The organism is Oceanibaculum nanhaiense (assembly GCF_002148795.1).
Lineage (GTDB): Bacteria > Pseudomonadota > Alphaproteobacteria > Oceanibaculales > Oceanibaculaceae > Oceanibaculum > Oceanibaculum nanhaiense.
In genome coordinates, this window is record NZ_MPOB01000002.1 from 323,467 (window position 1) to 348,025 (window position 24,559).

Consider the following 24,559-nt stretch of genomic DNA (forward strand, 5'->3'; position numbering starts at 1 on the left):
AAAATAAGAAAAATCTAATTAGACGATAGCCGGGCAAGGCAGGCGGCCAGCCCCTCGCGGTAGGTCGGGCAGGCGAGGCTGATGCCGAGGTCGCGCTTGATCCGGTCGTTGCGGACGCGCTTGGATTCCGAATAGAAGGCGCGCCCCATTGCACCGAGATCGGCCTGCTCCAGCGGGATTTCCGGCGGTGGTTCGACGCCCAGCAGGCGGCTGGCCTCCAGCACGACATCGGATGATGCGGCCGGCTCGTCATCCGCCAGATTGTAGATCGCCCCCGGCGCGGGCCGGGCCATCGAGGCGGCCAGTACCTGGGCGATATCCTCGACATGGATGCGGTTGAAGACCTGCCCCGGCTTTACGATACGCTTCGCCGTGCCGGCACGCAGCTGGTCGATGGCGCTGCGTCCCGGCCCGTAGATGCCGGACAGGCGGAAGATGTGCAGCGGCAGACCCAGCGCCTGCCACTCGGCCTCCGCCGTCACCCGCGTCTTGCCGGACGGGGTGGAGGGGTTGAGCGGGCTGTCCTCATCCACCCAGGCGCCACCGGTGTCGCCATAGACCCCGGTGGTCGAGAGGTAGCCGACCCAGGCAAGGTCAGGCAGCACCCTCAGCGCGTCGCCATGCGCGGCCACCACCGGGTCGTGGCCGTCGCGCGGCGGCACCGAGGACAGGATATGGGTGACACCCGCCAGCGCCATGCCGGCATCCGGCAGCGGGAAGGGATATGCCGTGATGCCGCGCGCCTGCATTGCCGCGCGCTTGGCGTCATCGCGGGCGGTGCCGGCGATCTTCCAGCCCTGCGGCAGCAGCTTCGCGGCGAGCCATTCGGCTGAATAGCCGAAGCCGAAGCAGAACAGGAAGCTGGGCCTTGTCATCTATCGGCCCGACGGCCGCGGAAGCGGCCGCCAGTCCGGCGGCGCCATCTCGAAGCCGGCAAAGTCGAAGGCCGGCGCCACGGTACAGGCGACCAGCGTCCAGTGCCCCAGGCTCTCAGCGGTCTGCCAGCAGTTCGGCGGCACCACGAGGTGCGGGCGGTGGCCGGCCAGCACATCATTGCCCAGATGATGCGCCTCGGCATCGTGGCCGTTCGGCGACAGCGTCAGCACCAGCGGCGCACCGGCCTGGAAATGCCAGATTTCGGTGGCGTCGGTGACGCGGTGCCAGGCCGAGAACTCGCCGGCCTTCAGCAGATAGTGGATGCAGGTCAGGGCGCCGCGCGAGCCGTCCGCGGGGTTGTCGCGGAAGGTCTCGCGGAAATAGCCGCCCTCCGGATGGGGCTCCAGCCCCAGATGCCGGATGATGGCGTCGGCGTCGCGATCCTGCATCCTTATCTCCCCTTACTGCGGCGGGACGGTCGCCTGCATGGACGGGCGGGCGGCAAAGCCCTCATACCATTTGGCGAGCTTCGGACGGGAGCCGCGCCAGTTATCGTCGGCAAAGCGGAAATCCATATAGCCCAGCGCGCAGCCGACCGCGATCTGGCCGATGGTGATCGGGCCGTCCAGATCGGCGGCCTCCTTCTCCAGCATGTCCAGCGCGCTCGCGACCTTGCCCTTCTGGCCGGCGAGCCAGGCATCCCAGCGCAGCTCCTGCGGCCGCATGAAGCCCTCATAGCGCGCCAGCAGTGCCGCATCCAGCAGCCCGTCAGCGATGGCGTGCTGGCGCAGTGCCACCCAGCGTGCCTTGCCCTTGGCCGGGTAGAATTTCCCGCCGGCATGTTCGGCATCGAGATATTCGCAGATCACCGGCGAATCGAAGAGCGTCATGCCATCGTCGGTGGTTAGCGCCGGCACCTTGCCGATGGGATTGTCGGCATAGAGCGATTCGTTGCGCTCGATCGGGCTGGCGGCAGTCTTGTCCTTCTCGATCTTGCCGTCGATGCCGGCCTCGATGGCCAGCACCATGACCTTGCGCACATAGGGCGAGGTGGTGGAATAACGCAGCTTCATGGGGACTCCTCCTGGGTGATGTTCGTTAGAAATTATCTTTACGCTTCCTGACCTCGGCGAACACGGAAACCGGGTCCGCCCCGGCAAGGCCGACGGCAGCGGCCACGCCCGTGTCGTCGGCGCGCAGGAACGGGTTGGTCGCAACCTCCTCGCCGAGCAGCGAGGGCACGGTCGGCTGGCCTGCCGCGCGCAGCCGGTCGATCTCTGCCGCGCGTGCCTTTAAATTCGCGTTCTTCGGATCGACGGTCAGCGCGAAACGGGCGTTGGACTGGGTGTATTCATGCGCGCAATAGACAAGCGTATCGGCGGGCAAGGTCCGGAACTTGCCAAGCGAGGCCCACATCTGCGCGGGCGTGCCCTCGAACAGCCGGCCGCAGCCGAGTGCGAACAGCGTGTCGCCGCAGAATAGCGCCTTGCTGTCGGCGAAGTGATAGGCGATATGGCCGCGCGTGTGGCCCGGCACGTCGAACACCAGCGCCTCCTCCCCGCCGAAGCGGTAGCGGTCGCCCTCGCCGACCTCGACATCGATGCCGGGGATGCGCGCGGCATCGGCGCGCGGCCCGACGATGGTGCAGCCGGTCGCCTGTTTCAGCGCCAGATTGCCGCCGGTATGGTCGGCATGGTGATGGGTGTTCAGGATGTGCGTCAGCCGCCAGCCCTTCTGCTCCAGCGCCGCCAGCACCGGCGGCGCCAAGGCGGGATCGACCACGGCGGTCTCGCCGGTCGCGGCGGCATGGACGAGATAGACGTAATTGTCGCTGAGGACTGGAATCTGGTGAACGATCAGTTGCGCCATCGCTGTCTCCCTCCCCATATCCGGTTTGTGTTAACGTTTATGGGGCGGGACAGTAGCACCCGCTCCGCCGCGCGCCAACGTCCAGCAGGGCATGGCAGCCAAGGGGTGGGCAGATAAAGACAGGACGAAGCGGTCATGTATGACGATGTCGTCGATCTGCGCGATTTCTACGCCAGCAGCCTGGGCCAGATGGCGCGCCGGATGCTGCGCCGGCAGATGCGTCAGATATGGCCGGATGTGCGCGGCCAGTCCTTCCTCGGCATTGGCTACACGCTGCCCTATCTGCGTCCGTTCCGGGAGGAGGCCTCGCGCACCATCGCCCTGATGCCGGCCGGGCAGGGCATCATGCACTGGCCGCGCGAGGGGCCCAACGTCACCCTGCTGGCCGATGAGGCTGATCTGCCGCTGCCCGATGCCTCGATGGACCGGGTGCTGCTGGTGCATGCGCTGGAAAGCACGGAGCATCTGCGCGGGCTGATGGACGAAATCTGGCGGGTGATGGCCGGCAACGGGCGGCTGCTGGTGGTCGCGCCGCACCGCCGCAGCCTGTGGTCGATGCGTGACAGCACGCCGTTCGGCCATGGCCAGCCCTACAGCGCCGGGCAGATCCAGAAGCTGCTGCGCGACTGCCGCTTCACGCCCATCGAGCGGGCGCATGCGCTGTTCGCGCCGCCGCTGCGCTCGCGCTTGCTGCTGCGCTCCTCGGCCAGCTTCGAGCGGATCGGCCAGCGCTGGTTTCCGCATCTGGGCGGGGTGGTGATGGTGGAGGCGGCCAAGCAGGTCTATGCCACCACTGGCCGGCGCGAGCCGGCGCGCCGCCGGCTGCTGATCCCGATGCCCAGGCCCGCCCCGCAGGGCATCCCCGCCGGCGCGCGGGTGCTGCGCGATATGGGCGAGGGATAGGGCAAGGGTGAGGGACAAAAGAAAACCCTCTCCCGCAAGGGGAGAGGGTTAGAAATAGAGGGCGGATGCCTTACAGCTGTTCCAGCGCCTTCACCACCTGCTCGCACATCGCCTTGGCGTCGCCGAACAGCATCATGGTGTTGTCGCGGAAGAACAGCTCGTTCTCCACGCCGGCATAGCCGGACGCCATCGAGCGCTTGATGAACAGCACGGTCTTGGCCTTGTCCACCTCGAGGATCGGCATGCCGTAGATCGGGCTGGCCGGGTCGGTCTTGGCCGCCGGGTTGGTCACGTCATTGGCGCCGATCACGAAGGCGACGTCGGTGGAGGCGAAATCGCGGTTGATCTCCTCCAGCTCGAACACCTCGTCATAGGGCACATTGGCCTCGGCCAGCAGCACGTTCATATGGCCCGGCATGCGGCCCGCCACCGGATGGATGGCGTAGCGCACCTTCACCCCTTCATGCTTCAGGATGTCGGCCATCTCGCGCAGCGCGTGCTGCGCCTGGGCGACCGCCATGCCATAGCCCGGCACGATCACCACCGAGGCGGCGTTCTTCATGATGAAGGCCGCATCGTCGGCGCTGCCCGCCTTCACGCTGCGGTCGCCGGCCGGCCCGCCGGCGGCAGCCGCCGCCGTCTCGCCGCCGAAGCCGCCGAGGATGACGTTGAAGATCGAGCGGTTCATCCCCTTGCACATGATGTAGCTGAGGATGGCGCCCGAGGCGCCGACCAGCGCGCCGGTGACGATCAGCAGGCTGTTCTGCAGGGTGAAGCCGATGCCTGCCGCCGCCCAGCCGGAATAGGAATTCAGCATGGAGATGACGACCGGCATGTCGGCGCCGCCGATCGGCAGGATCAGCAGCAATCCCAGCAGCAGGCCAACGGCGACGATCAGCCAGAACACGGTGGTGGACTGGGTGATGCACAGCACGATCACCAGCACCACAAGCGCAATGCCGAGCGCCGCGTTCAGCGGGTGCTGCATCGGGAAGATCAGCGGCTTGCCGGTAACCAGCCCCTGCAGCTTGCCGAAGGCGATGACCGAGCCGGTGAAGGTGATGGCGCCGATGGCCACGCCCAGGCTCATCTCGATCAGGCTGCCGACGGCGATGTTGCCGGCGACGCCGATGCCATAGGATTCCGGGCTGTAGAACGCGGCCGCGGCGACGAACACGGCGGCCAGGCCGACCAGGCTGTGGAAGGCGGCCACCAGCTGCGGCAGCGCCGTCATCTGGATCTTATAGGCGATCAGCGTGCCGATGGCGCCGCCGATCACGATGCCGGCCAGGATCATGCCGTAGGACAGCACGTCTGGCAGGGCCAGGGTGGTGAGGATGGCAATGGCCATGCCGGCCATGCCGAAGATGTTGCCCTGCCGGCTGGTGACCGGCGAGGACAGGCCGCGCAGCGCCATGATGAAACAGATGCTGGCGACGAGGTAGAGCAGGGCTGCGTAGGTTGCGCTCATGGACTCTGTCTCCGCCTTACTTCTGCTTTTTCTTGAACATGGCCAGCATGCGCTGGGTGACGATGAACCCGCCGAAGATGTTGACCGAGGCCAGCACCACCGCGAGGAAGCCCATCGCCTTGGCGAAATTCATCTCGACCGGGCCAGCGGCGATCAGCGCGCCGACGATGATTACCGAGGATACCGCGTTGGTGACCGCCATCAGCGGCGAGTGCAGTGCCGGGGTGACCCGCCAGACCACGTAATAGCCGACGAAGCAGGCCAGCACGAAGATGGTCAGCAGGAACACGAAATTGGTGCCGTCCTGGCTCTGCGCGCCGATGGCGGTGATGCGCGTCGCCTCGTTGGCCAGCAGGGCTGCCCGGTCGGCGAGATCGGAGGCGGAAGTGGCGAGTTCCGCCGCCTTATCGATGAATGTTTTCTGATCCATGATGTCTGTCTCTCCGCTCTCAGGCCGCCTTGAAGGCCGGATGCACGATCTGGCCATCCTGGGTGACCAGCGTGCCCTTCACGATCTCGTCCTCCAGGTCGATCTTCAGCGCCTTCGTTTCCTTGTCGATCAGCAGGGTGACGAAGTTCAGCAAATTCTTGGCATAGAGCGCGCTGGCATCGACCGGCAGCCGGCCCGGCACGTTCAGATGGCCGACGATGGTCACGCCATGCTTCTGCACCACCTTGCCCGGTTCGGAGGCTTCGCAATTGCCGCCCTGTTCGACCGCCAGATCGACGATGACCGAGCCCGGCTTCATCGACTTCACCATCGCCTCGGTGATGAGGGTGGGCGCCTTGCGGCCGGGGATCAGCGCGGTGCAGATCGCGATATCCTGCTTCTTCAGGGTCTCGGCGATCAGCGCGGCCTGCTGCTTCTTATACTCGTCGCTCATTTCCTTGGCGTAGCCGCCGGCGGTCTCGGCCTGCTTGGCTTCCTCGCTGTCCACCATGACGAAGGTGGCGCCCAGACTCTCGACCTGTTCCTTGGTGGCGGCGCGCACGTCGGTGGCGCTGACGATGGCGCCCAGACGCCGGGCCGTGGCGATGGCCTGCAGCCCGGCGACGCCGACGCCCATGATCATCACGCGGGCCGGCGGGATGGTGCCGGCCGCCGTCATCATCATCGGGAAGGCGCGGCCGAATTCGGCTGCGGCATCCAGCACCGACTTGTAGCCGGCGAGATTCGACTGGCTGGACAGCACGTCCATCGACTGCGCGCGGGTAATGCGCGGCACGAATTCCATGCCGAAGGTGGCGACCTTGCGGGCCGCCAACTGGTCCAGCAGCGGCCTGTCGTTATAGGCGTTCAGGATGCACAGCAGGACAGCGCCTTCCTTCAGCAGCGCGACCTCGTCGGTCTTGTCGTCGCTGCCGGTCGGGCGCTGCACCTTGAGCACGATATCGGCCTTTTCCAGCGCCGATTTGGTGTCCTTGGCGATGGTGGCGCCAGCGGCCTTGTAGGCGTCGTCGGTCATGGCGGCGGCCTGGCCGGCGCCTTTCTCGACCACCACATCGAGGCCGAGATCGATCAGTTTCTTCACCGTGTCCGGCGAGGCGGCGACACGCGTCTCGCCCGGCCGGCGTTCCTTCGGAATGGCGACGATCATTCCCTTTTGTCCTTTTCGCGAATGCCCCTGGTTGGCCGTTAAGGCCTTTCATCAGCACAATGAACGGAAGGGGGCGCTTTGTGAAGGCCCGGGTACTTATTAGTTTACCTTATTGCCACCCCGACAATAGTTCGGTTGACACGGACCGGCGCCAGGGTGTGACTACGACATCCTGACTGACATATCGACCTTTCGGTAAAAGGCAAGGCGGCGAGCGCATGTCCGCATCAGACGAAAAATCCGTTCCCTTCACGATGGGGGGCGCGCTGTTCGGCGCGCGCACCATGATTCCGCTGGTGCTGAGCGCCACGGTGTTCGGCGCGGTCTATGGCGTGCTGGCCCGCGATGCCGGCCTCAGCCTCGCCGAGACAGTGCTGATGAGCGCCACGGTGTTCGCCGGTGCCTCGCAGCTGATCGCCATCCAGCTCTGGGCCGCCCCGCTGCCGGTGCTGCCGATCCTGATCGCCACGCTGGCGGTGAATTCCCGCATGCTGCTGATGGGCGCTTCCATGCGGCCCTGGTTCATCCACATCACGGCGAAGCAGGCCTATGGCTCCTTCTTCTTCCTGACCGATGGCAACTGGGCGATGGCGATGAAGGAATATTTCAACGGCTATCGCGATGCCGCCTTCCTGCTGGGCAGCGGGCTGGCACTCTATGTCGGCTGGGTGGCGTCGGCCGCCATCGGCTATGGCATGGGCGGGATGGTTGGCGATCCGCGCGTGTTCGGGCTGGACGTGCTGCTGCCGATCTTCTTCGGCTCGCTGCTGGCGGCGATGTGGAAGGGCAGGGGTGACCTGCTGCCCTGGGGCGTGGCGGCGGCGGTCGCCATCCTGGCCTCGCAGTTCCTGCCGGGGCACTGGTACATTCTGGTGGGTGGATTCGTCGGCTCGCTGACCGGTCTCGTGCGCTACAGGCAGCCGATGGGTGGTGGGGCGGGAGGCAGCCGTGTCGCTTGATCCGCTGTCGCTCTACACCATCCTCGGCATGGCGCTGATCACCTATGGCACGCGCGCCGGTGGCTTCTGGCTGATGCGCTTTGTGACGCTGTCCGGCCGGGTCGAGGCCTGGCTGAAGAGCATCCCCGGCGCGGTCATCGCCGCCGTGGTGGCGCCGGCGGTCTGGAAAGGCGGCTGGATCGAGCTGACCGGCCTGGCGCTGGCCGTCATCGCCATCCGGCTGACCAAGCAGGAGCTGGCCGCCATCCTGATCGGCATCGGCACGGTGGCGGCGCTGCGCCAGTTCTTTCCAGGCTGAGGGGGAGCGGAAACCGGTCAGTTCGGCAGGCTGGCGACCGAGACGATGGCGTCCGGCGGTACCGGCACGCAGGCCATCTTCTTGGTTTTCAGCGTCTCGCAGGCGCGGCGCGCCTCCTTCTCCGACAGGCCCAGCAGGCGGGCGCGGTAGAGCGGCTTCTGGTCGGGGCGGGCACGCTCGATGAACAGCTGCGCGCTTTGCAGCAGCTTCGGCGCCAGCTTCTGGGCGCTGGTCAGCGCGGCACGGGCCGGACCTTCCTGGGAGAAGGCGCCAACCTGCACGCCCCACAGGTCGCGGGCGGCGGCGAGGTCGGAGGCGTCGCCCTGGGCCAGCGCCTCTTCCTCGGCCAGCTTGGTGGTGCCGGCATCGGCCATGGCGACCGGCGGCGTATCGTCGAGGCGCGGCTTGCGGGAGGGCAGCGGTACGGCGCTGGCGACGCGAATCTGGTCGATCTCGGTGAAGCTCGCCTCCAGCAGATCCATCATGTGCTCGTCGCGGGAGGCCGCGCTCTGGCCGCCGAACACCACACCGATAAGGCGGTGCTGGCCGCGCTTGGCCGAGGCCACGAGGTTGAAGCCCGACGCGCGGATATAGCCGGTCTTGATGCCGTCCGTGCCCTCCAGATTGCCCAGCAGCCGGTTGTGGTTCACATAGGTGCGGCCGCCATAGGTGAAGGACCGCACCTTGAACAGATCGTAATATTGCGGGTAGTCGCGCATCATCCGGACGGCGAGCTGCGCCATGTCGCGCGCGGTGCTGACCTGGCCGCGATTGGGCAGGCCCGAGGCGTTGCGGAAACTGGTGTTCTTCATGCCGATCCGCTGCGCGCGCTCGGTCATCATCTGCGCGAACTTGATTTCGGTGCCGCCCTGCGCCTCGGCGAGCACCACGGCGATGTCGTTGGCCGAACGGGTGATGAGCGCATAGATCGCGTCGCGGACCTTGATCGTCTTGCCGGCGGGCAGGCCAAGCTTCGAGGGCGGCATGCCGGCGGCGCGCTTGGAGACCGGCAGGTGCTGGTCGAGCTTCAGCTTGCCGCTCTCCAGCGCCTCGAAGGTCATGTACAGCGTCATCATCTTGGTGAGTGAGGCGGGATAGCGCCGCGCATCGGCATGGCGTTCGAACAGGACCTTGCCGGTGCTGTAGTCGATCACCAGGGCGGCGTAGCGGGTGGCCTGGGCCTCGGCGCCCAGCGGGGCGGCCACGGCAACAGCCAGAGCCATCGCGAACATCAAGGGCATGAGGATAAGGCGCGCGATGCCGCACGCCTGCTTACCGTTCCGGCCCTGCGGAAAAAGCCCCCTCATTGCCTGCCCCCTCGATGTCGAATTCTAGCCTGAATATGCCCCAATCCAGCCTTACGTTAATGTTGATTTTAGGATTTGTCCATAATCCATTGAATCAAATGTAAGTTTTGTTTCCCGGTGTTCCGGTATGCGGGGCGCGGTAATATCCTACTCCCCACGGCCCCTACTCTTCGCGGACCACGCTGAAGCGCTTCTGGGCGATATCCGGCAACAACCCGTCGAGCCACGGACCGTCCGGCAGCCGTGAGGCCAGCTCGGTCAGGTTGGTGTTCCACCATTCGCGCTGTTCGCGCACCTCGTCATAATCGTAGCGCGCGGTGTGCCAGACCTTCTCGCGCCGTAGATAAATCGAGATATCGACCGGGAAGCCGACATTGGAGGCGCTGACCCGCGTGGAATCGAAGGAGAGGTAGGCGATGTTGAGCGCCGTGCGCATCGGTTTGTCGAAGCTGAGTGCGCGATCGAGGATCGGCTTGCCATAGCCAGTCGCCCCGATGGAGAGATAGGGTGTGCGCGTCTCAATCTCGATCCAGTTGCCTTCGGGATAGACTAGGAACATCGAGGGTTCGGTATCGGGGCCCAGCTGGCCGCCGATAATGGCGTGCAGGTTGAAGGACAGGTCGGATATCTGCAGCGCCTCGCGGTCCTCCTCGGCGACGCGGCGCAATGCCTTGGCGTAGGCCATCACCGCCTCCAGCATGCCGCGGAAGCCCTCCGGCCGCGTCTCGACCATGTCGCGCTTCAGATAGGCCAGCGTCTTGTCGCGCAGGGAGCGCAGGCCCGAGGTCATGATCACGAACTGCGCGCCGGGCGGGCCGAGCAGCACCTGCTTCTTTGCCTGGGAGACCTCCGTGCCGCTGGTGATGCGGCCGTCCGACAGGGCGATCAGCCCGTCCTCGATGGCGATGCCAAGGCAATAGGTCACTTATGATTTCTCTCTTCATCCGTGGACGGCCTGCGCTGCCGTCCGGGGCAGCATAAGCCGTCCCGACCCGCTGCAGGAAGCCCGGAAACACAGTGCCGTGTGTCTCTCGTACGAATTTTATGTTGCACTGCACAAAAAATCATTGACAAAAAACCAGCGTTTCCTAAATTAACAGGCATGCTGCATTGCAGCAATTCGCTTAGTCCGGCGCACAGCGCTGGCGCCCGGGCCAATGCTCGGGGAGAGAGCAACCATAAAAGATTTTGGAGAAGCACACCATGACCACCGCCAAGAAAACTGCCGCTCCCCAGGAAACCCTGAAGCAGGTCGAGACCATGGTCGCCGCCAGCAAGGAGGCGATGGAAACCATGGTGAAGACCAGTGGCGACGCCGCCAACAAGGGCTATGAGCAGGCTGTCACCATGACCAAGGAGCAGATCGCCAAGCAGAGCGAGGCGTTCTTCAAATCCTATGACGGGCTGTCCGAGCTGAACCGCGCCAATCTGGACGCGGTGAACGCCAGCGGCACCATCATGACCAAGGGCGTCGAGGAAATCGGCAAGGCCTGGTTCGGCTTCACCCAGTCGAGCCTGGAGCAGGCCGCCGGCACGATGCAGGCGCTGATGGGCTGCAAGACGCTGCGCGACGTGATGGAGCTGCAGAACGGCTTCGCCAAGACCAGCTTCGACCAGACCATCGCCGAGACCGCCAAGCTGTCGGAAATGTCGGTAAAGGTCGCCAATGACGCCGTCGAGCCGATCAAGGCCCGCGTGAACAGCAGCGTCGAATTCTTCCTGAAGCCGGTCGCCGCCTAACCGCGATCAGCCATATCCGGCGCGGCGGGCACCCCCCGGCCCGCCCGCCCCTAAGAAGCCCGGCCCCTTGCCGGGCTTTTTTTGTGCCGCACCAAAGAGGGCCCCGGATGCCTGCCGGACGGCGGCAGCCGTTACGGATACAAGGGGGATACAAGGGGGATGCAGGGGGGACACAAGGTCGCACACAGGGACAAATGCATGCCGGGGGCGGACGGAATCGAATTTCAAGAGGGGGGTGCCGAGAGAAATCCGGGCAAAGCCCCTTTGCGAAGGGCCACCCAATGCCTATCATTACAAACAGTGGATGCGCCGGTATCCGCCGGCGCGACGAACGTTAGGTCGAGACGATCACGCATGAGCGGTCAGCAGCCCATCGGCGGCACGGGAACGGGCACGGGCGTCGTCCTGAAGACGAAGCCAAAAACCAAGAAGCCGTCGCTCTACAAGGTCCTGATGCTGAATGACGACTACACGCCGATGGAGTTCGTCGTGCATGTGCTGGAGCGTTTCTTCCAGAAGTCGCGGGAAGAGGCGACGCGTATCATGTTGCATGTTCATCATCGCGGTGTCGGCATCTGTGGCGTGTTCACCTATGAGGTGGCCGAAACCAAGGTCACCCAGGTGATGGATTTCGCGCGCCAGAACCAGCATCCTCTGCAATGCACGTTGGAAAAGGAATAGCTCCACATGCTGTCCCGCAATCTGGAAAAGACCTTGCATCGTGCGCTCGATTTCGCCAACGAACGGCGGCACGAATATGCCACGCTGGAACATCTCCTGCTGGCGCTGACGGAGGATCAGGACTCGCTGGCCGTGCTGAAGGCCTGCGGCGTCGATCTCGACAAGCTGCGCGCCGACCTGGTCGGCTACATCGATACCGACCTCGCCAATCTTGCCACCCCGCGCGAGGAGGATGCGAAGCCGACCGCCGGTTTCCAGCGCGTCGTCCAGCGCGCCGTCATCCATGTGCAGTCCTCCGGCCGCGCCGAGGTGACCGGCGCCAACGTGCTGGTGGCGCTGTTCTCCGAGCGTGAGAGCCACGCCGTCTATTTCCTGCAGGAGCAGGAGATGAGCCGCTTCGACGCGGTGAACTACATCTCCCACGGCATCGCCAAGGTGCCGAAGCGCGGCGAGCCGCGCCCGGTGCAGGGCGCCGATGAGGAGAAGGAGCCCCAGGCTGAGAAGCCGGCTGGCACCGCCAGCATGGGCGGCGCCCGGCAGAAGGGCAACGAGGCGCTGGATAATTACTGCATTAACCTGAACAAGAAGGCGCAGGCCGGCAAGATCGATCCGCTGATCGGCCGTGCCGCCGAGGTTGAGCGCACCATCCAGATCCTGTGCCGGCGCACCAAGAACAACCCGCTCTATGTCGGCGATCCCGGCGTCGGCAAGACCGCCATCGCCGAGGGGCTGGCGCGCCGTATCGTGCAGGAGGAGGTGCCCGACGTGCTGAAGCCGGCGGTCATCTTCCAGCTCGACATGGGCGCGCTGCTGGCCGGTACGCGCTATCGCGGCGATTTCGAGGAGCGGCTGAAGGCGGTGATGAACGAGATCGAGGCGCATCCCAACGCCATCCTGTTCATCGACGAGATCCACACGGTGATCGGCGCCGGCGCCACCTCGGGCGGGGCGATGGACGCGTCCAACCTGTTGAAGCCGGCGCTGGCTTCGGGCGCGCTGCGCTGCATCGGATCGACCACCTACAAGGAATATCGCAGCTATTTCGAGAAGGACCGGGCGCTGGTCCGGCGCTTCCAGAAGATCGATGTGAACGAACCGTCGATCGAGGATGCGGTGAAGATCCTGACGGGGCTGAAGCCCTATTACGAGGAGCATCACCATGTCCGCTACACCGCCGAGGCGATCAAGGCGGCGGTCGATCTGTCGGCCAAGTATATTTCCGACCGCAAGCTGCCGGACAAGGCCATCGACGTGATCGACGAGGTGGGCGCGGCGCAGATGCTGGTGCCGGCCTCGAAGCGGCGTAAGACCATCGGCGTGAAGGAGGTCGAGGCCGTTGTGGCCAAGATCGCCCGCATCCCGCCGAAGAGCGTCTCGACCGACGACCGCACGGTGCTGAAGAATCTGGAGCGCGACCTGAAGAATGTCGTGTTCGGCCAGGACAAGGCCATCGAGGCGCTGGCGAGTGCGATCAAGCTGTCGCGCGCCGGGCTGCGCGAGCCGGAAAAGCCGATCGGCTCCTACCTGTTCAGTGGCCCGACCGGCGTCGGCAAGACCGAGGTGGCACGCCAGCTGGCGGCGATTCTCGGTGTCGAGATCACCCGCTTCGACATGTCGGAATATATGGAGCGCCATACGGTCAGCCGGCTGATCGGCGCGCCGCCGGGCTATGTCGGCTTCGACCAGGGCGGGCTGCTGACCGATGCCATCGACCAGCATCCGCATCAGGTGCTGCTGCTCGACGAGATCGAGAAGGCGCATCCCGACCTCTACAACATCCTGCTGCAGATCATGGATTACGGGAAGCTGACCGACCATAACGGCAAGACGGTCGATTTCCGCAATGTCATCCTCATCATGACCACCAATGCCGGCGCTGCCGACATGGCGAAGCCGGCCATCGGCTTCGGCAGTGCGACACGGGTCGGCGAGGATGAGGAGGCGATCAACCGCATGTTCACGCCGGAATTCCGCAACCGGCTGGACGCCATTGTACCGTTCGCCCATCTGACGCCGGAGATCATCGACCGGGTGGTGGACAAGTTCGTCATCCAGATGGAAGTGCAGCTGGCCGACCGCGGTGTGACCATCGAGCTGACCGACCCGGCGCGCAAATGGCTGGCCCAGAAGGGCTATGACCAGGCCTATGGTGCCCGGCCACTGTCGCGCGTCATCCAGACCAACATCAAGCAGCCGCTGGCCGAGGAATTGCTGTTCGGCAAGCTGGCCAAGGGCGGCACGGTGCTGGTGACGGTGAAGGACGGCAAGCTGGTGCTGACATATCCCGATGCGCCGGGCGGTACGCCCGGCCGCCGCAAGCGCGAGCCGGCCCTGGCAGACTGACGGCTGACGGATAAGGGTGGGGCGGCGGCCGTTAGCGGCCGCGCCGCCCGCCGTTTTCCGGCTGATCGGCGAAAGCGTTGCCGCCCAGCAGCATGTTCACGTCCTGGCCGTTTTCCGACAGCGGCAGCACAAGGCGCTGATATGGCCAGCGGCGGCCTGTCGCATCGAGGAAGCGCCGTTCTGCCGCGACGGGGCGCTTCTCGGTGGCGCAGCGCGCATAATCGGCCACAATCGTCTCATGAAACGGCCGGTTCTCGAAATCGTCGAGATAATGGCCAGTGGGGTCGCTGCCGTTGCGCTCCACGATGCCGGTGCCGACCAGCCGGTAGCGGAAGCGGTGCGGCATCGTGCCGCCGGTCAGCGGCTCGACATCGACCAGATAGAGGAAAGGCAGCAGCCGGGGAATATCCAGCGGATCGATATCGGCGCGTGCGGGGAGCGGGCGATCCCGGGCGCGGCTTTTCCAGTAAGCAAGCAAGGGTTGCAGGACGGGGGCCAGAATCGAAGGTTCCGGATCGACGATCTGACCATCCGTGGGTAGCCCCGTCATCCGTCTTCCTTTGCGCTGGGCATCGTGTTTGGGGCTTTTGAATATCAGCCAAACGTTAAAATCAGATTAACCAAAAGTAAGGATTGCTGCTAACAGATATGGGGAGTCCTGTTTTCTATTTATGCCCTCTATGGTTGAAATTCATTGCTGCCGCAGACTGCGCGCACATACAATGATGTGCCGTTTCTTTTACAGGCGATTTCACCAGATGAGTGACCGTTCGTCAGACAATCCAAAGCGGCACTGGGAGCGCCCGGAAACCGAAGACATCGCGACAGCGGAGCAGTTCGCCGCCTTCATCGCGGATGACCGGCTGCAACGGCTGTTCGCCTACTGGCAGGGCAAGCGCAACGGGCGTCCGATGCCGGCGCGATCCGACATCGACCCGACGGAGATTCCCTGGGCGCTGCCACAGATATTCCTGGTCGATTACACACCCGAGAGTGGGTTTCGCTACCGGCTCTCTGGCACCGAACTGTCCTCGATCTACGGGCACAGCAACCTGAAGGGCATGACCCTGGAAGATATCCTCGGGCCGGAGGGAGCGGCAGTCGTCACCGGCCGCTGGCTGCCGCTGGTGGAGCAGAAGCAGGTGCTGTGCATGAAGGGCGTGGTCTATCTGCCGACCGACCGCACCGCCATTGGCGAACGGCTGATGCTGCCGCTGGCGGATGTGGCCGATGGGCCGGTGACCGGGCTGCTGGGCATGACAATCTGCGAATGGCACAAGGGAGAGGTGGCGGAGGAGCTTAAGCTATCCCGCGTGAAGACTCTCTCTGTTAGCATGATTCCCTGATCTTCTTTCGCCAACCGAACGGACCCCGATCATGGAACTCTGGCAGCTTGACGCGACCGATCTCGCGCGTCTCATCCGCACCGGCCGCGCTTCCGCCCGCGAGGCCACGCAATCGGTTCTGAAACGGCTGCACGCGGTCAATCCGGCGATCAATGCGGTGGTCCGGGTGCTGGAGGAAGAGGCCCTGGCCGCCGCCGATGCCGCCGATGCGAAACAGGCGCGCGGCGAGGCGCTGGGCCCGCTGCACGGCGTGCCGGTCACCACCAAGGTGAATGTCGATCAGGCCGGACTGCCGACCGACAATGGCGTGGTGCCCTTGAAGGATTTCATCGCCGAGCATGACAGCCCGGTGGTCGCCAATCTGAAGCGTGCCGGCGCCATCATCGTCGGGCGCACCAACGCACCGGCCTTCTCCATGCGGATCTTCACCGACAACGCGCTGCATGGGCGCACGCTGAACCCGCTCGACCCCGCGGTGACGCCGGGCGGCTCCAGCGGCGGTGCGGGGGCGGCGACGGCGACCGGCATTGGCGCCATCGCGCATGGCAATGATATCGGCGGGTCGGTGCGGATTCCCGCCACCTGCAACGGCGTGGTGGGATTGCGCGTCGGCTATGGCAGGATTCCCGCCTTCAACCTCAGCGCACCCGGTGGCCGTCCGCCCGGTGCCGTCATCATGGCGGTGCAGGGGCCGCACACCCGCACCGTGCGCGATGCCAGGCTGGCGCTGGCGGTGATGGCCGAGGGCGACCGCCGCGACTGGCGCTGGAACGATGTGCCGATGCGCGGGCCGGACCCGGCGCGGCCGATCCGGGTCGCCATCGTGCCGGAGGTGCCGGGCGGCACCAGCCATCCCGCCCAGGTCGAGGCGGTGCGCCAGGCCGGCCGGCATCTGGCCGCCGCCGGCTATGCGGTGGAGGAGGTGCTGCCGCCGGACATCGCGCGCGCCATTGAGCTGTGGCACATCATCTGCGTGACCGATGTGTTTGGTAGCCTGTGGCCGGCGATGCAGAAGATGGGCGATCCCGACGGCATCGCCGCCATGGAAGCCTGGCTGTCGCTGCACAAGCCGGCCGACCTCGAAACCTATATCGCGGCGATGACCGAGCGCGAGGCGCTGGCGCTGCGCTGGATGCAGTTCTTCGAGGCCTACCCGCTGGTCATCATGCCGGTGCTGTGCGGCCTGCCGCCGAAGCAGGGTGCCGATGTCACGAAGGATGGCCAGGCGGAGGTGCTGGACAATATGCGCGCCGCGCTGATCGCGCCGCTGCTGGGCATTCCGGGTCTTGCCGTCCCGGTCGGGAAGCATGGCGGTTTGCGTACCGGCGTGCAGATCATGGCGATGCGCAACCGCGAGGATATCTGCCTCGATGCCGGTGAGGTGATCGAGGCCGCCGAGGGCATCGTCACGCCGGTCGATCCACGGGGCTGAGCATGACGCCGGACACCGCGCTGGTGCGCTGGCTGCCGGTCGCCAGCATCGCCGAGGCCGATTGGCCGCACCTGTCGGCGTTGCTGCCGGCCGAGGAGCAGGCCCGTGCGGAGCGCTTCCATTTCCGGCGCGACTGGGAAAGCTACACCGCCGCCCATGCGCTGCTGCGCGGCGCGCTCACCTTGCTGGCGGCGGAGGCCGGGCTGCGCGTGGCACCAGCGGACTGGCGCTTTTCCATCGGCGATCACGGCAAGCCGGAACCTGTGCTGCCTGCGGGCGTGCCGCCCTTCCGGGTAAATCTGTCCCATACCCGCGGGCTGGCCGCCGTGGCGGTGGCGCTGGACCGTGAGATCGGCGTGGATGTGGAATGGCTGGACCGCACCAACCTGACCATCGATCTGGCTGACCGCTTCTTCGCCCCGGCGGAATGCGCGCAGCTCGTCGGGCTGGAGGCGGAAGCGGAGAAGGAGGCGCTGTTCGCCTTCTGGACGCTGAAGGAGGCCTATATCAAGGCGGTCGGCATGGGCCTCGCGCTGCCGCTGGGCGCCTTCGCCTATACGCTCGATCCGCTGTCCATCGCCTTCGATGACCGCATCCAGGACGATCCTGATAGCTGGTATTTCCAGCGCCTGCGCCCTACGCAAGGGCATGTGCTGGGGCTGGCGCTGCGGCATGAGGCGCCAGAGCGCGCCATGCTCGACGCTGCTCCCGCCGGGCTTGCCGCACTTTTGCGGCTGGCGGGGTAGACGTCAGGCCATGACCGGCGGGCCGGGCAGGATTTCCCTTATATAGGGCAGGATGCCGCGCTGCCGGTCCCATTGCTTCGGATAGCCCAGCGACACTTCCTCGAAGCGGGTGCCGTCGATCCAGTCGGTGCGGCGGACATGCAGATGGCCCGACACCGCAACCTTCGCATTGAAGCGGGTATGCCAGTCCTCGGTCCGGCGCGTGCCGCACCAGGGGATGAAGCGCGGGATGCGCGGGATATGCACCAGATCGCGGCGCAGCGGGTAATGGTTCACCAGCACCGTGGGCGCGCCGTCCAGCGCCATCAGCCGGGCTTCGGCATCGTCGCAGCGCGCCTGGCACCAGGCCTCCCGCGAGGGGTAGGGGGCTGGGTTCAGCAGCATTTCGTCGGCGCAGACGGCCCCGCCTTCGCGCGCCCAGGCGATCACCTGATCGCGCGGCAGATCGTCCGGCCGGAAGCTGTAATCGTAGAGCAGGAAGAGAGGGGCTATGACGCAGGGGCCGCCCGGCCCGGTCCAGAGCGGATAAGCGTCCTCCGGCGTGACAATGCCATGCTCCCTGGCGAGATCGACAATCGCATTGTATTTCGCTTCGCCGGCCAGCGGGGCGTTGCTCTGGCTGTCGCCATTGGGGCCGTTCTCCGGCACGGTCCAGAGTTCGTGATTGCCCGGCACCCAGATCACCCTGGCGAAGCGCTCGGCCGTCAGCGCGAAAATCTCGCGCAGATGGTCCAGCCGCTCGGCAATGTCGCCGGCCAGAATTAGCCAGTCCTCCGGCGCGTATGGCAGGTTGGCCATCGCCTCGCGGTTCACCGGATTGGCCAGATGCAGGTCGCTGATTGCCAGCAGTTTCATAGGCCAAGCTTTACAGCAAGCCGGCGCTTATGCCAAAGACATGGCTTCCCCTGCATGAGGGCATGACAACTTCTCTTGAAGTCCGGCGCAGGAGATATATAAATTTTATCCTAAAGGTCATAAGAATGGCCTGATATAGGAAAACCCTTGGATCCGCTACGGATTCTCATCAGGACGGCAGCTGACAGAATATGAAGAAACCCACTATCGGCGTTGGTGACTGTTTCGGTCAGGTCGATGGCTATGGCCGCCTGGTTTCCTGGTCGGTCGAGCAGGTGATCGACCATCACGGCATCCTGCATGCCTGCATCGCCTCGGTTAACGATCCCAGCCGGCGCAAGACCGTCGCCTTGTCCGTGCTGCTGCGCGATGGCAGCTATATGCGTCAGGAAGCCCTGCACTGACTTTCCGGGAACGGCCCTCCAGAAGATAGTTCATCCCAGGCCGAACTGTCGGCCTCTCCTCCATGCTAGTCTGAAAGGCAGCAGGGAGGGTGTCATGTACACGAACCGTATCGCCGAAATTGGCCTGTTGGTGGGAGAGCCCGCCCGCGCCGCCATGCTGATGGCGCTGATGGATGGGCGCGCGCTGACCGCGGGCGAGCTGGCCGGTGCCGCCGGGGTGACGCCGCAGAGTGCCAGCGCGCATCTCGCCCGGCTGGTCGAGGCCGGGATGCTGGCGATGGAACGCCAGGGCCGGCATCGCTATCACCGGCTGGCTTCGCCGGAGGTGGCGCGGCTGCTGGAAACCGTCATGCAGGTGGCGACCCTTGCCCCCGCCCCTGCGCGCCGCCCGGTAACCGGCCCGCGCGATGCTGCGATGCGCCGGGCACGCACCTGCTACGATCATATGGCTGGCGCGCTGGGTGTGGCGCTGGCCGATGCGCTGCAGGCAAATGGCCATGTCGAGCTGGATGACGGCGTCGGTCTGGTGACGCCCGCCGGCCTGGATTTCCTGCACGGGCTGGGGCTGCCGGCGGACAGCCTCTCCGCTGGCCGGGGAAGTGCCCGTCCGTTCTGCAAGCCCTGCCTCGACTGGAGCGAACGCCGCCCGCATCTGGCAGGGAGACTGGGTGCGGCGCTGTGCAGCCATTTCCTGGACACCCATCTGGTCCGCCGTGTCGGCGGCAGCCGGGCGCTGGAGATCACGCCGGCGGGGCAGGCCTTTCTGCGCGACCGCTTCGATATCCGTACGCTTTAACCGGCAGCGAATCCGGCCCACCAGCCAGCCCACCAAAATGTCGCGCCCCAGGCGGCGAGCGCGATCAGCATCAGGCCCGGCAGCACGCCGGCGGCGAAGCGGCGGTTGCCGGCGAGCCAGGCCAGCGCCGCCTTGCTGACGGTGTTGGTCGTGAAGCCCAGCAGGATCGGCAGCGCCGCATCCTCGGCGGGCAGATGTCCGGCGGCCACCTGCGTGGCGACCATGATGGCGGCGGAATGGGCATCGGCGAAGCCGGCCAGCGTCGCCGCCACCAGAATACCGGTATGGCCGAACATGTCGCGCAGCACGGCGGCGGCCAGGATGATCGCCGCCAGCCCTGCCGCGAATCCCAGGATCGCCTTCGGGTCGAAGGCCCGGCCCGGCTGGGTGTCGGCGGGGGCGGTATCGGCAAGGGCGCGGCGAATGAAGACCACCCCATAGACCAGCGCTACGGCTCCACCGGCAAGAATGGCCGGCAGCAAGGGGCGCAGCGCCTGCAGGCTTGTCGCCGCCAGCACGGTCGCCAGCAGGGCGATGGTGGCGACACTGGACAGCACGGCGCCGGCGATGGCCGGGCGCAGCAGGGTGGGGTCGCGGCGGGCCCGGTTGCCCATTGCGCCGATGGTCGCGGTGCTGGAGGCGAAGCCGCCTACCAGCCCGGCCAGCGGCAGGCCGGCGCGCGGCCCTAACAGGCGGATGGCGATATAGCCCAGGCCGCTGACCGCCATCAGCAGCACGACCAGCAGCCAGAGCTTGTGCGGGTTCAGGGCGCCATAGGGGCCGACCGGGCGGTCTGGCAGGACCGGCAGCACGATCAGCGTCACCGCCGCGAACAGCAGCGCGTCGCGGATTTCCTGTGCCGTCAGCACGGTGCCGACGAAGCGGTGCAACTGCCCGCGCGCGGCCAGCAGGATGGCGACGGCCACGCCCAGCCCTGCCGCCAGCGCCGGCCGCTCCGCTGCGAGGCCGCCCAGCAGCACGGTCAGCACCAGCGCAACCTCGGTGGTGAGGCCGGGATCCTCCTCCCGCCCGCGCCAATAGGCCGCCGCCGCAAGCACCGCGATGCCCAGTGCCGCCGCCGCAAGCAACGGGCCGCCACCGACCAGCATCGCCGTGGCGCCGGCAAGCGCGGCGATGGAAAAGGTGCGGATGCCGGCCGGCGCACGCCCGGGGCCGGTGCCCTTGCGGCGTTCGCGTTCAGCGCCGATCAGCAGACCGATGCCGAGCGCCACGGCGAGATCAAGGATCGTGTCGTCCATGGCCGGTTCCGTTTCCTCTCCATCTTCCGCGCCAGTCTGGAATGCGCAGGCCCGGGTAGCCAGCGCTTTCCGGCCGTCACTGGAATGTGCTAAATAGTGTAATTTTATGTGTTAATTTCATATGTGTGGAATTTTCGTTCTTCCTGCATAATCTGGCGGAGAATCGGAAAGCGATATTCAGGGGAGCGATGTTCGAGTTTTTCAGCGCCTTCAAGACGGCCTTCGCGCTGATCGCCGGCTTCGACAGCGAGCTGCTGCACATCGTGGCGCTGTCGCTGTCGGTCAGCCTGTCGGCGGTCGCTATCGCCGCGCTGATCGGCCTGCCGCTGGGGGCGGCGGTCGCGCTGTGGCGCTTTCCCGGGCGCGGCGCGGTCATCGTCGTGCTGAACGCCTGCATGGGCCTGCCGCCGGTGGTGGTTGGCCTGGTGGTCTATCTCATGCTGTCGCGCGCCGGGCCGCTGGGCGAGCTGGGGCTGCTGTTTACGCCGCAGGCGATGGTGGTGGCGCAGACCATCCTGGTGCTGCCGATCATCGCCGCGCTGACCCGCCAGACCATCGAGGATCTGTGGGCGGAATATCGCGAGCAGCTGACCTCGCTGGGCGTCACGCCGCTGCGCGCCATCCCGACCCTGCTGTGGGACGGCCGCTTTAGCCTGCTGACCGCGGTGCTGGCCGGCCTGGGCCGGGCGGCGGCGGAGGTCGGCGCCATCCTGATCGTCGGCGGCAATATCGACGGAGTCACCCGCACCATGACCACCGCCATCGCGCTGGAGACCGCCAAGGGCGATCTCGCGCTGGCGCTGGGCCTCGGCATTGTGCTGATCCTGATCATCGCGGCGATCAACGGGGCCGCCTTCGGGATCGGCGAAGCGGCCCGCCGGCGGACCGGGTGAGGGCGGTCATGCATGGCACGGTGAAACCCACGATCCTGCCGCTGCGGCTCGACGGCGTCTGCTTCGACGTCGGCGGCAAGCGGCTGATCGACAGCATCGACCTGACGCTGGAAGCCGGTATCCGCAGCTTCGTCATCGGGCCGAACGGGGCCGGCAAGAGCCTGCTGCTCCGGCTCTGCCACGGGCTGATTCAGCCGACGGCGGGTCGCGTGCACTGGTCCGGCGAGAGCAATGTTCGTCGGCGGCAGGCGATGGTGTTCCAGCGCCCGGTGCTGCTGCGCCGCTCGGTGCTGGCCAACATGGTCTATGCCTTGTCGGTCGCGGGCATGGCGCGGGCGGGGCGCAAGGAATCGGCCATGGCGGCGCTGGAACGGTTCGGCCTGGAGTCGCTGGCGGACAGCCCGGCCCGCGTGCTGTCGGGCGGCGAGCAGCAGCGCCTGGCGCTGGCCCGCGCCTGGATATTGCAGCCGGAGGTGCTGTTCCTCGACGAGCCGACCTCGGCGCTGGATGTGCGGGGCATCCGCGAGGTTGAGGAGGCGCTGACTCATTTCCACGAAACCGGCACCAAGATCGTCATGACCAGCCACGATCTGGGGCAGGCGCGGCGGCAGGCCGACGAGATCGTGTTCCTGCATCACGGCAGGCTGGTCGAGATAACGCCCGCCGAGCGGTTCTTCCGGGAACCGCAGAGCGCGGAGGCCCGCGCCTTCATCAGGGGCGAGCTTCTCTGGTGAGAATTCGAAATCCATAAACAGGAGGATAAGCAATGAACAGGTTTAGCAGGTTCCTCGCCGTCGCGGCGCTGGCCGTGCCGGTGGCCCTGGGGGCAGCGGTCGGTTCGGCACAGGCCCAGGACAGGTTCATCACCGTGGCCTCGACCACCTCGACCGAGAATTCGGGGCTGTTCAAGCACATCCTGCCGCTGTTCAAGGCGAAGACCGGCATCGATGTCCGGGTGATTGCCCAGGGCACCGGCCAGGCGCTGGATACCGGGCGGCGCGGCGATGCCGACGTGGTGTTCGTGCACGCCCCGGCGGCGGAGAAGAAATTCGTGGCCGAGGGCCATGGCGTCGAGCGGTTCGAGGTCATGTATAACGACTTCGTCATCGTCGGGCCGAACAGCGATCCGGCTGGCGTTAAGGGCATGAAGGACGCCCCGGCCTCGCTGGCGAAGATCGCCGCCGCCAAGGCCACCTTCGCCTCGCGCGGTGACGATTCCGGCACCCACAAGGCGGAGCTGCGGCTGTGGAAGGAAGCCGGCGTGGATGTGAAGGCCGCTGGCGGCAGCTGGTACCGCGAGCTGGGCTCCGGCATGGGCGCCACGCTGAACACCGCGGCGCAGATGCCGGCCTATGCGCTGACCGACCGCGCCACCTGGATCAGCTTCCAGAATCGCGGGGATCTGGAAATCAGCGTCGAGGGCGATGCCAAGCTGTTCAACCAGTATGGCGTCATCCTGGTCAGCCCGGAAAAGCACAAGCATGTGAAGAAGGCGGAAGGCCAGGCCTTCATCGACTGGCTGGTGTCCGGGGAAGGCCAGAAGGCGATTGCCGACTACAAGCTGAACGGCCAGCCTCTGTTCTTCCCGAACGCGAAGAAGGCCAGCGGTTAGGACCGATAGACCGCCAGGAACTGCGCGCGCTGCCGGCCGGCCTCGTCCAGCAGGGACAGTCGGTCGCCATCGATCTGCCAGCGCGCCGTATCCTTCAGCGCTTTCATCAGTGCCGCTTCATGGCTCATCGCCGGTTCCGGGCAGGCCATGCGGGTAGCGATCCCTTCGCCGAAGCGCAGCTTGTCGCCTTCCAGCCGGTAGCCGCCGGCGATCTGGTTGCAGCCGGCATTGGCGGCATAGCGCGCCGGCTCCGGCAGCAGCAGCAGATGCGGCTCGCGCCCGCCTTCCGCCGGGGCCACCGGCGCGCCCTCCAGCGCGATCAGCCGCCAGTATCCATTGGTCAGCGTGTTGGAGGCGGGTACGCCCGGGTCGCAGGCGCGCTCGGTCGAAAGCCGGTCGAAGCGCTGCACCAGGATGGTCGGCTGGCTGCCGGGGCCGTCCATACGAGAGCGCTGGACAATGGCGCCCTTGAATTCCACCGTCAGCGGCGCGGCCCCTTTCGGCCGGGCGGCGAGGTAGGCGCGTTCCAGCGCCAGATACTCGCCCTCCATCGCCACCGGATAGGAATTGCCGGTGCGGCATTCGGTCAGGCGCGGCGCATCGGCCATGTAGGTGAAGGCGCCGCGCAGCGGCAGCACCGGCTCCGGCGGTGGCGCGTCGAGCTGTCGGGTCAGCTCATAGGGCAGGGTGGAGGCAATGGGCTGGCCGCTGCGGTCGAGCAGGCGCAGCGTGCCGCTGCCGCGGATTTCCAGGCGCAGCACTTCCGGCGTTCCAGCCTCGCCGCTGCCTAGCACCAGCGTGTGGCGCGCCGGATCGGCATGCCAGCGGCCGATGCTCTCTTCGCTCAGATTGCGCTCCAGATAGGTCCGGCGCAGCGCATAGCTCTGGTCCGAACGCAGGGTGAGCTCGTGCCGGATGCCGGGACAGTCGGCGCAGGGCAGCACGCCGGCATAGCTGCCCGGCAGGCTGAGGCCGTTCGCCGCGACATAACTGGCCGGCATGGCGGGCGGGGTCATCGGGCCATCGGCGGGTCGCGGGTCCGTCGCGCAGGCGGCGAGCGTCAGGCCAAGGGCCAGACCAAGGGAGGGGATGGACAGGCTGAGGACAGGACGCATCGGAACCTCCCGGGACGGTGACGGCAATGGCAGGGAACGCCTGCCAGAAACGGCGA

At 66.2% G+C, this 24,559-nt stretch carries 27 protein-coding genes; 14 read left to right on the forward strand and 13 right to left on the reverse strand.

All coding sequences use genetic code 11. The features are described 5' to 3' along the window. Window positions 1-14: 14 nt before the first annotated feature. Genes BKM74_RS04635 through gloB form a run of 4 tightly spaced genes read right to left on the reverse strand, consistent with a single transcriptional unit; the run spans window position 15 to window position 2,745 of the window. On the reverse strand, window positions 15-875 hold the full coding sequence (locus tag BKM74_RS04635; protein WP_086464510.1) for an SDR family oxidoreductase: 861 nt from the start codon (window positions 873-875) through the stop codon (window positions 15-17). Then, the gene (locus BKM74_RS04640) at window positions 876-1,325 is read right to left on the reverse strand and encodes a cupin domain-containing protein (protein WP_086464511.1); all 450 of its coding nucleotides are present in this window, start codon (window positions 1,323-1,325) and stop codon (window positions 876-878) included. It abuts the gene before it with no gap. 12 nt (window positions 1,326-1,337) lie between these two features. Beyond that, window positions 1,338-1,949, reverse strand: a complete 612-nt coding sequence (locus BKM74_RS04645; RefSeq protein ID WP_086464512.1) for a glutathione S-transferase — start codon at window positions 1,947-1,949, stop codon at window positions 1,338-1,340. A 25-nt stretch (window positions 1,950-1,974) separates the two neighbouring features. Further along, window positions 1,975-2,745: a hydroxyacylglutathione hydrolase gene (gloB, locus tag BKM74_RS04650; protein ID WP_086464513.1), complete on the reverse strand. Its 771-nt coding sequence runs from the start codon at window positions 2,743-2,745 to the stop codon at window positions 1,975-1,977. Window positions 2,746-2,880: 135 nt separating this feature from the next. Here gloB and BKM74_RS04655 point away from each other — a divergent pair, with 135 nt between their 5' ends. Continuing rightward, window positions 2,881-3,648: a class I SAM-dependent methyltransferase gene (locus BKM74_RS04655; RefSeq protein WP_086464514.1), complete on the forward strand. Its 768-nt coding sequence runs from the start codon at window positions 2,881-2,883 to the stop codon at window positions 3,646-3,648. Between the two features lie 70 nt (window positions 3,649-3,718). Here BKM74_RS04655 and BKM74_RS04660 read toward each other — a convergent pair whose 3' ends face one another. Genes BKM74_RS04660 through BKM74_RS04670 form a run of 3 tightly spaced genes read right to left on the reverse strand, consistent with a single transcriptional unit; the run spans window position 3,719 to window position 6,717 of the window. Beyond that, window positions 3,719-5,119 carry an NAD(P)(+) transhydrogenase (Re/Si-specific) subunit beta gene (locus BKM74_RS04660; RefSeq protein WP_086464515.1) on the reverse strand — a complete coding sequence of 467 codons (1,401 nt, stop codon included), beginning with the start codon at window positions 5,117-5,119 and terminating at the stop codon, window positions 3,719-3,721. A gap of 16 nt (window positions 5,120-5,135) precedes the next feature. Then, the gene (locus BKM74_RS04665) at window positions 5,136-5,549 is read right to left on the reverse strand and encodes an NAD(P) transhydrogenase subunit alpha (RefSeq protein ID WP_086464516.1); all 414 of its coding nucleotides are present in this window, start codon (window positions 5,547-5,549) and stop codon (window positions 5,136-5,138) included. 19 nt (window positions 5,550-5,568) lie between these two features. Continuing rightward, window positions 5,569-6,717: a Re/Si-specific NAD(P)(+) transhydrogenase subunit alpha gene (locus BKM74_RS04670; protein ID WP_086464517.1), complete on the reverse strand. Its 1,149-nt coding sequence runs from the start codon at window positions 6,715-6,717 to the stop codon at window positions 5,569-5,571. 218 nt (window positions 6,718-6,935) lie between these two features. On the opposite strand from BKM74_RS04670, the gene BKM74_RS04675 reads away from it, so the two are divergent. Both BKM74_RS04675 and BKM74_RS04680 read left to right on the forward strand, forming a co-directional pair. Beyond that, the gene (locus BKM74_RS04675) at window positions 6,936-7,676 is read left to right on the forward strand and encodes an AzlC family ABC transporter permease (protein WP_086464518.1); all 741 of its coding nucleotides are present in this window, start codon (window positions 6,936-6,938) and stop codon (window positions 7,674-7,676) included. Beyond that, window positions 7,666-7,974: an AzlD family protein gene (locus tag BKM74_RS04680; protein WP_086464519.1), complete on the forward strand. Its 309-nt coding sequence runs from the start codon at window positions 7,666-7,668 to the stop codon at window positions 7,972-7,974. The genes BKM74_RS04675 and BKM74_RS04680 overlap by 11 nt, the downstream gene beginning before the upstream one ends. A gap of 17 nt (window positions 7,975-7,991) precedes the next feature. Here BKM74_RS04680 and BKM74_RS04685 read toward each other — a convergent pair whose 3' ends face one another. Continuing rightward, window positions 7,992-9,197: a D-alanyl-D-alanine carboxypeptidase gene (locus tag BKM74_RS04685; RefSeq protein ID WP_245825799.1), complete on the reverse strand. Its 1,206-nt coding sequence runs from the start codon at window positions 9,195-9,197 to the stop codon at window positions 7,992-7,994. A gap of 247 nt (window positions 9,198-9,444) precedes the next feature. Further along, window positions 9,445-10,206 carry a peptidase gene (locus BKM74_RS04690; protein WP_086464521.1) on the reverse strand — a complete coding sequence of 254 codons (762 nt, stop codon included), beginning with the start codon at window positions 10,204-10,206 and terminating at the stop codon, window positions 9,445-9,447. A 278-nt stretch (window positions 10,207-10,484) separates the two neighbouring features. On the opposite strand from BKM74_RS04690, the gene BKM74_RS04695 reads away from it, so the two are divergent. The 3 genes from BKM74_RS04695 to clpA all read left to right on the forward strand — a co-directional run bounded on the left by BKM74_RS04695 (window position 10,485) and on the right by clpA (window position 14,045). Then, the gene (locus tag BKM74_RS04695) at window positions 10,485-11,021 is read left to right on the forward strand and encodes a phasin family protein (protein WP_086464522.1); all 537 of its coding nucleotides are present in this window, start codon (window positions 10,485-10,487) and stop codon (window positions 11,019-11,021) included. 354 nt (window positions 11,022-11,375) lie between these two features. After that, window positions 11,376-11,702, forward strand: a complete 327-nt coding sequence (gene clpS / locus BKM74_RS04700) for an ATP-dependent Clp protease adapter ClpS (protein WP_086464523.1) — start codon at window positions 11,376-11,378, stop codon at window positions 11,700-11,702. A gap of 6 nt (window positions 11,703-11,708) precedes the next feature. Next, entirely contained in the window at window positions 11,709-14,045 is a 2,337-nt protein-coding gene (gene clpA, locus BKM74_RS04705; RefSeq protein WP_086464524.1) for an ATP-dependent Clp protease ATP-binding subunit ClpA, read from the forward strand. A gap of 31 nt (window positions 14,046-14,076) precedes the next feature. Here clpA and BKM74_RS04710 read toward each other — a convergent pair whose 3' ends face one another. Then, window positions 14,077-14,595 (reverse strand): PAS domain-containing protein, encoded by a 519-nt coding sequence (locus tag BKM74_RS04710; RefSeq protein WP_086464525.1) that lies wholly within the window; start codon window positions 14,593-14,595, stop codon window positions 14,077-14,079. Window positions 14,596-14,803: 208 nt separating this feature from the next. Between BKM74_RS04710 and BKM74_RS04715 the strand changes: the two genes are divergently transcribed. Genes BKM74_RS04715 through BKM74_RS04725 form a run of 3 tightly spaced genes read left to right on the forward strand, consistent with a single transcriptional unit; the run spans window position 14,804 to window position 17,569 of the window. Continuing rightward, the gene (locus BKM74_RS04715; RefSeq protein WP_176342392.1) at window positions 14,804-15,391 is read left to right on the forward strand and encodes a PAS domain-containing protein; all 588 of its coding nucleotides are present in this window, start codon (window positions 14,804-14,806) and stop codon (window positions 15,389-15,391) included. Window positions 15,392-15,422: 31 nt separating this feature from the next. After that, window positions 15,423-16,823, forward strand: coding sequence for an amidase (locus tag BKM74_RS04720; protein ID WP_086464527.1), 1,401 nt, complete (start codon window positions 15,423-15,425; stop codon window positions 16,821-16,823). 2 nt (window positions 16,824-16,825) lie between these two features. Further along, entirely contained in the window at window positions 16,826-17,569 is a 744-nt protein-coding gene (locus BKM74_RS04725) for a 4'-phosphopantetheinyl transferase family protein (protein ID WP_086464528.1), read from the forward strand. A 3-nt stretch (window positions 17,570-17,572) separates the two neighbouring features. Here the strand turns inward: BKM74_RS04725 and BKM74_RS04730 are convergent, their stop codons facing one another. Continuing rightward, complete coding sequence (locus BKM74_RS04730) at window positions 17,573-18,424, reverse strand: metallophosphoesterase family protein (RefSeq protein WP_086464529.1); 852 nt, start codon at window positions 18,422-18,424, stop codon at window positions 17,573-17,575. 191 nt (window positions 18,425-18,615) lie between these two features. Between BKM74_RS04730 and BKM74_RS04735 the strand changes: the two genes are divergently transcribed. Both BKM74_RS04735 and BKM74_RS04740 read left to right on the forward strand, forming a co-directional pair. Then, window positions 18,616-18,828, forward strand: a complete 213-nt coding sequence (locus BKM74_RS04735) for a hypothetical protein (RefSeq protein WP_086464530.1) — start codon at window positions 18,616-18,618, stop codon at window positions 18,826-18,828. Window positions 18,829-18,922: 94 nt separating this feature from the next. Then, the gene (locus BKM74_RS04740; RefSeq protein WP_086464531.1) at window positions 18,923-19,624 is read left to right on the forward strand and encodes an ArsR/SmtB family transcription factor; all 702 of its coding nucleotides are present in this window, start codon (window positions 18,923-18,925) and stop codon (window positions 19,622-19,624) included. On the opposite strand, the gene BKM74_RS04745 is transcribed toward BKM74_RS04740, so the two are convergent. Continuing rightward, complete coding sequence (locus BKM74_RS04745) at window positions 19,621-20,883, reverse strand: MgtC/SapB family protein (protein ID WP_086464532.1); 1,263 nt, start codon at window positions 20,881-20,883, stop codon at window positions 19,621-19,623. The genes BKM74_RS04740 and BKM74_RS04745 overlap by 4 nt on opposite strands. A 188-nt stretch (window positions 20,884-21,071) precedes the next feature. Here BKM74_RS04745 and BKM74_RS04750 point away from each other — a divergent pair, with 188 nt between their 5' ends. Genes BKM74_RS04750 through BKM74_RS04760 form a run of 3 tightly spaced genes read left to right on the forward strand, consistent with a single transcriptional unit; the run spans window position 21,072 to window position 23,388 of the window. Next, a complete protein-coding gene (locus BKM74_RS04750) occupies window positions 21,072-21,776 on the forward strand; it encodes an ABC transporter permease (RefSeq protein WP_086464533.1) in 705 nt (234 codons plus the stop codon). Between the two features lie 8 nt (window positions 21,777-21,784). Next, a complete protein-coding gene (locus BKM74_RS04755; protein ID WP_086464534.1) occupies window positions 21,785-22,510 on the forward strand; it encodes an ATP-binding cassette domain-containing protein in 726 nt (241 codons plus the stop codon). Between the two features lie 32 nt (window positions 22,511-22,542). Next, window positions 22,543-23,388 (forward strand): substrate-binding domain-containing protein, encoded by an 846-nt coding sequence (locus BKM74_RS04760; RefSeq protein ID WP_086464535.1) that lies wholly within the window; start codon window positions 22,543-22,545, stop codon window positions 23,386-23,388. Here BKM74_RS04760 and BKM74_RS04765 read toward each other — a convergent pair. Beyond that, the gene (locus tag BKM74_RS04765; RefSeq protein WP_176342393.1) at window positions 23,385-24,503 is read right to left on the reverse strand and encodes an META domain-containing protein; all 1,119 of its coding nucleotides are present in this window, start codon (window positions 24,501-24,503) and stop codon (window positions 23,385-23,387) included. The genes BKM74_RS04760 and BKM74_RS04765 overlap by 4 nt on opposite strands. Window positions 24,504-24,559 lie beyond the last annotated feature (56 nt).

Coding starts and splice junctions, on each gene's coding strand:
- BKM74_RS04635 (WP_086464510.1), bottom strand. CDS start 875: ATGACAAGGCCCAGCTTCCTGTTCTGCTTCGGCTTCGGCTATTCAGCC.
- BKM74_RS04640 (WP_086464511.1), bottom strand. CDS start 1,325: ATGCAGGATCGCGACGCCGACGCCATCATCCGGCATCTGGGGCTGGAG.
- BKM74_RS04645 (WP_086464512.1), bottom strand. CDS start 1,949: ATGAAGCTGCGTTATTCCACCACCTCGCCCTATGTGCGCAAGGTCATG.
- gloB (WP_086464513.1), bottom strand. CDS start 2,745: ATGGCGCAACTGATCGTTCACCAGATTCCAGTCCTCAGCGACAATTAC.
- BKM74_RS04655 (WP_086464514.1), top strand. CDS start 2,881: ATGTATGACGATGTCGTCGATCTGCGCGATTTCTACGCCAGCAGCCTG.
- BKM74_RS04660 (WP_086464515.1), bottom strand. CDS start 5,119: ATGAGCGCAACCTACGCAGCCCTGCTCTACCTCGTCGCCAGCATCTGT.
- BKM74_RS04665 (WP_086464516.1), bottom strand. CDS start 5,549: ATGGATCAGAAAACATTCATCGATAAGGCGGCGGAACTCGCCACTTCC.
- BKM74_RS04670 (WP_086464517.1), bottom strand. CDS start 6,717: ATGATCGTCGCCATTCCGAAGGAACGCCGGCCGGGCGAGACGCGTGTC.
- BKM74_RS04675 (WP_086464518.1), top strand. CDS start 6,936: ATGTCCGCATCAGACGAAAAATCCGTTCCCTTCACGATGGGGGGCGCG.
- BKM74_RS04685 (WP_245825799.1), bottom strand. CDS start 9,197: ATGGCTCTGGCTGTTGCCGTGGCCGCCCCGCTGGGCGCCGAGGCCCAG.
- BKM74_RS04695 (WP_086464522.1), top strand. CDS start 10,485: ATGACCACCGCCAAGAAAACTGCCGCTCCCCAGGAAACCCTGAAGCAG.
- clpS (WP_086464523.1), top strand. CDS start 11,376: ATGAGCGGTCAGCAGCCCATCGGCGGCACGGGAACGGGCACGGGCGTC.
- clpA (WP_086464524.1), top strand. CDS start 11,709: ATGCTGTCCCGCAATCTGGAAAAGACCTTGCATCGTGCGCTCGATTTC.
- BKM74_RS04710 (WP_086464525.1), bottom strand. CDS start 14,595: ATGACGGGGCTACCCACGGATGGTCAGATCGTCGATCCGGAACCTTCG.
- BKM74_RS04715 (WP_176342392.1), top strand. CDS start 14,804: ATGAGTGACCGTTCGTCAGACAATCCAAAGCGGCACTGGGAGCGCCCG.
- BKM74_RS04720 (WP_086464527.1), top strand. CDS start 15,423: ATGGAACTCTGGCAGCTTGACGCGACCGATCTCGCGCGTCTCATCCGC.
- BKM74_RS04725 (WP_086464528.1), top strand. CDS start 16,826: ATGACGCCGGACACCGCGCTGGTGCGCTGGCTGCCGGTCGCCAGCATC.
- BKM74_RS04730 (WP_086464529.1), bottom strand. CDS start 18,424: ATGAAACTGCTGGCAATCAGCGACCTGCATCTGGCCAATCCGGTGAAC.
- BKM74_RS04735 (WP_086464530.1), top strand. CDS start 18,616: ATGAAGAAACCCACTATCGGCGTTGGTGACTGTTTCGGTCAGGTCGAT.
- BKM74_RS04740 (WP_086464531.1), top strand. CDS start 18,923: ATGTACACGAACCGTATCGCCGAAATTGGCCTGTTGGTGGGAGAGCCC.
- BKM74_RS04745 (WP_086464532.1), bottom strand. CDS start 20,883: ATGGACGACACGATCCTTGATCTCGCCGTGGCGCTCGGCATCGGTCTG.
- BKM74_RS04750 (WP_086464533.1), top strand. CDS start 21,072: ATGTTCGAGTTTTTCAGCGCCTTCAAGACGGCCTTCGCGCTGATCGCC.
- BKM74_RS04755 (WP_086464534.1), top strand. CDS start 21,785: ATGCATGGCACGGTGAAACCCACGATCCTGCCGCTGCGGCTCGACGGC.
- BKM74_RS04760 (WP_086464535.1), top strand. CDS start 22,543: ATGAACAGGTTTAGCAGGTTCCTCGCCGTCGCGGCGCTGGCCGTGCCG.
- BKM74_RS04765 (WP_176342393.1), bottom strand. CDS start 24,503: ATGCGTCCTGTCCTCAGCCTGTCCATCCCCTCCCTTGGTCTGGCCCTT.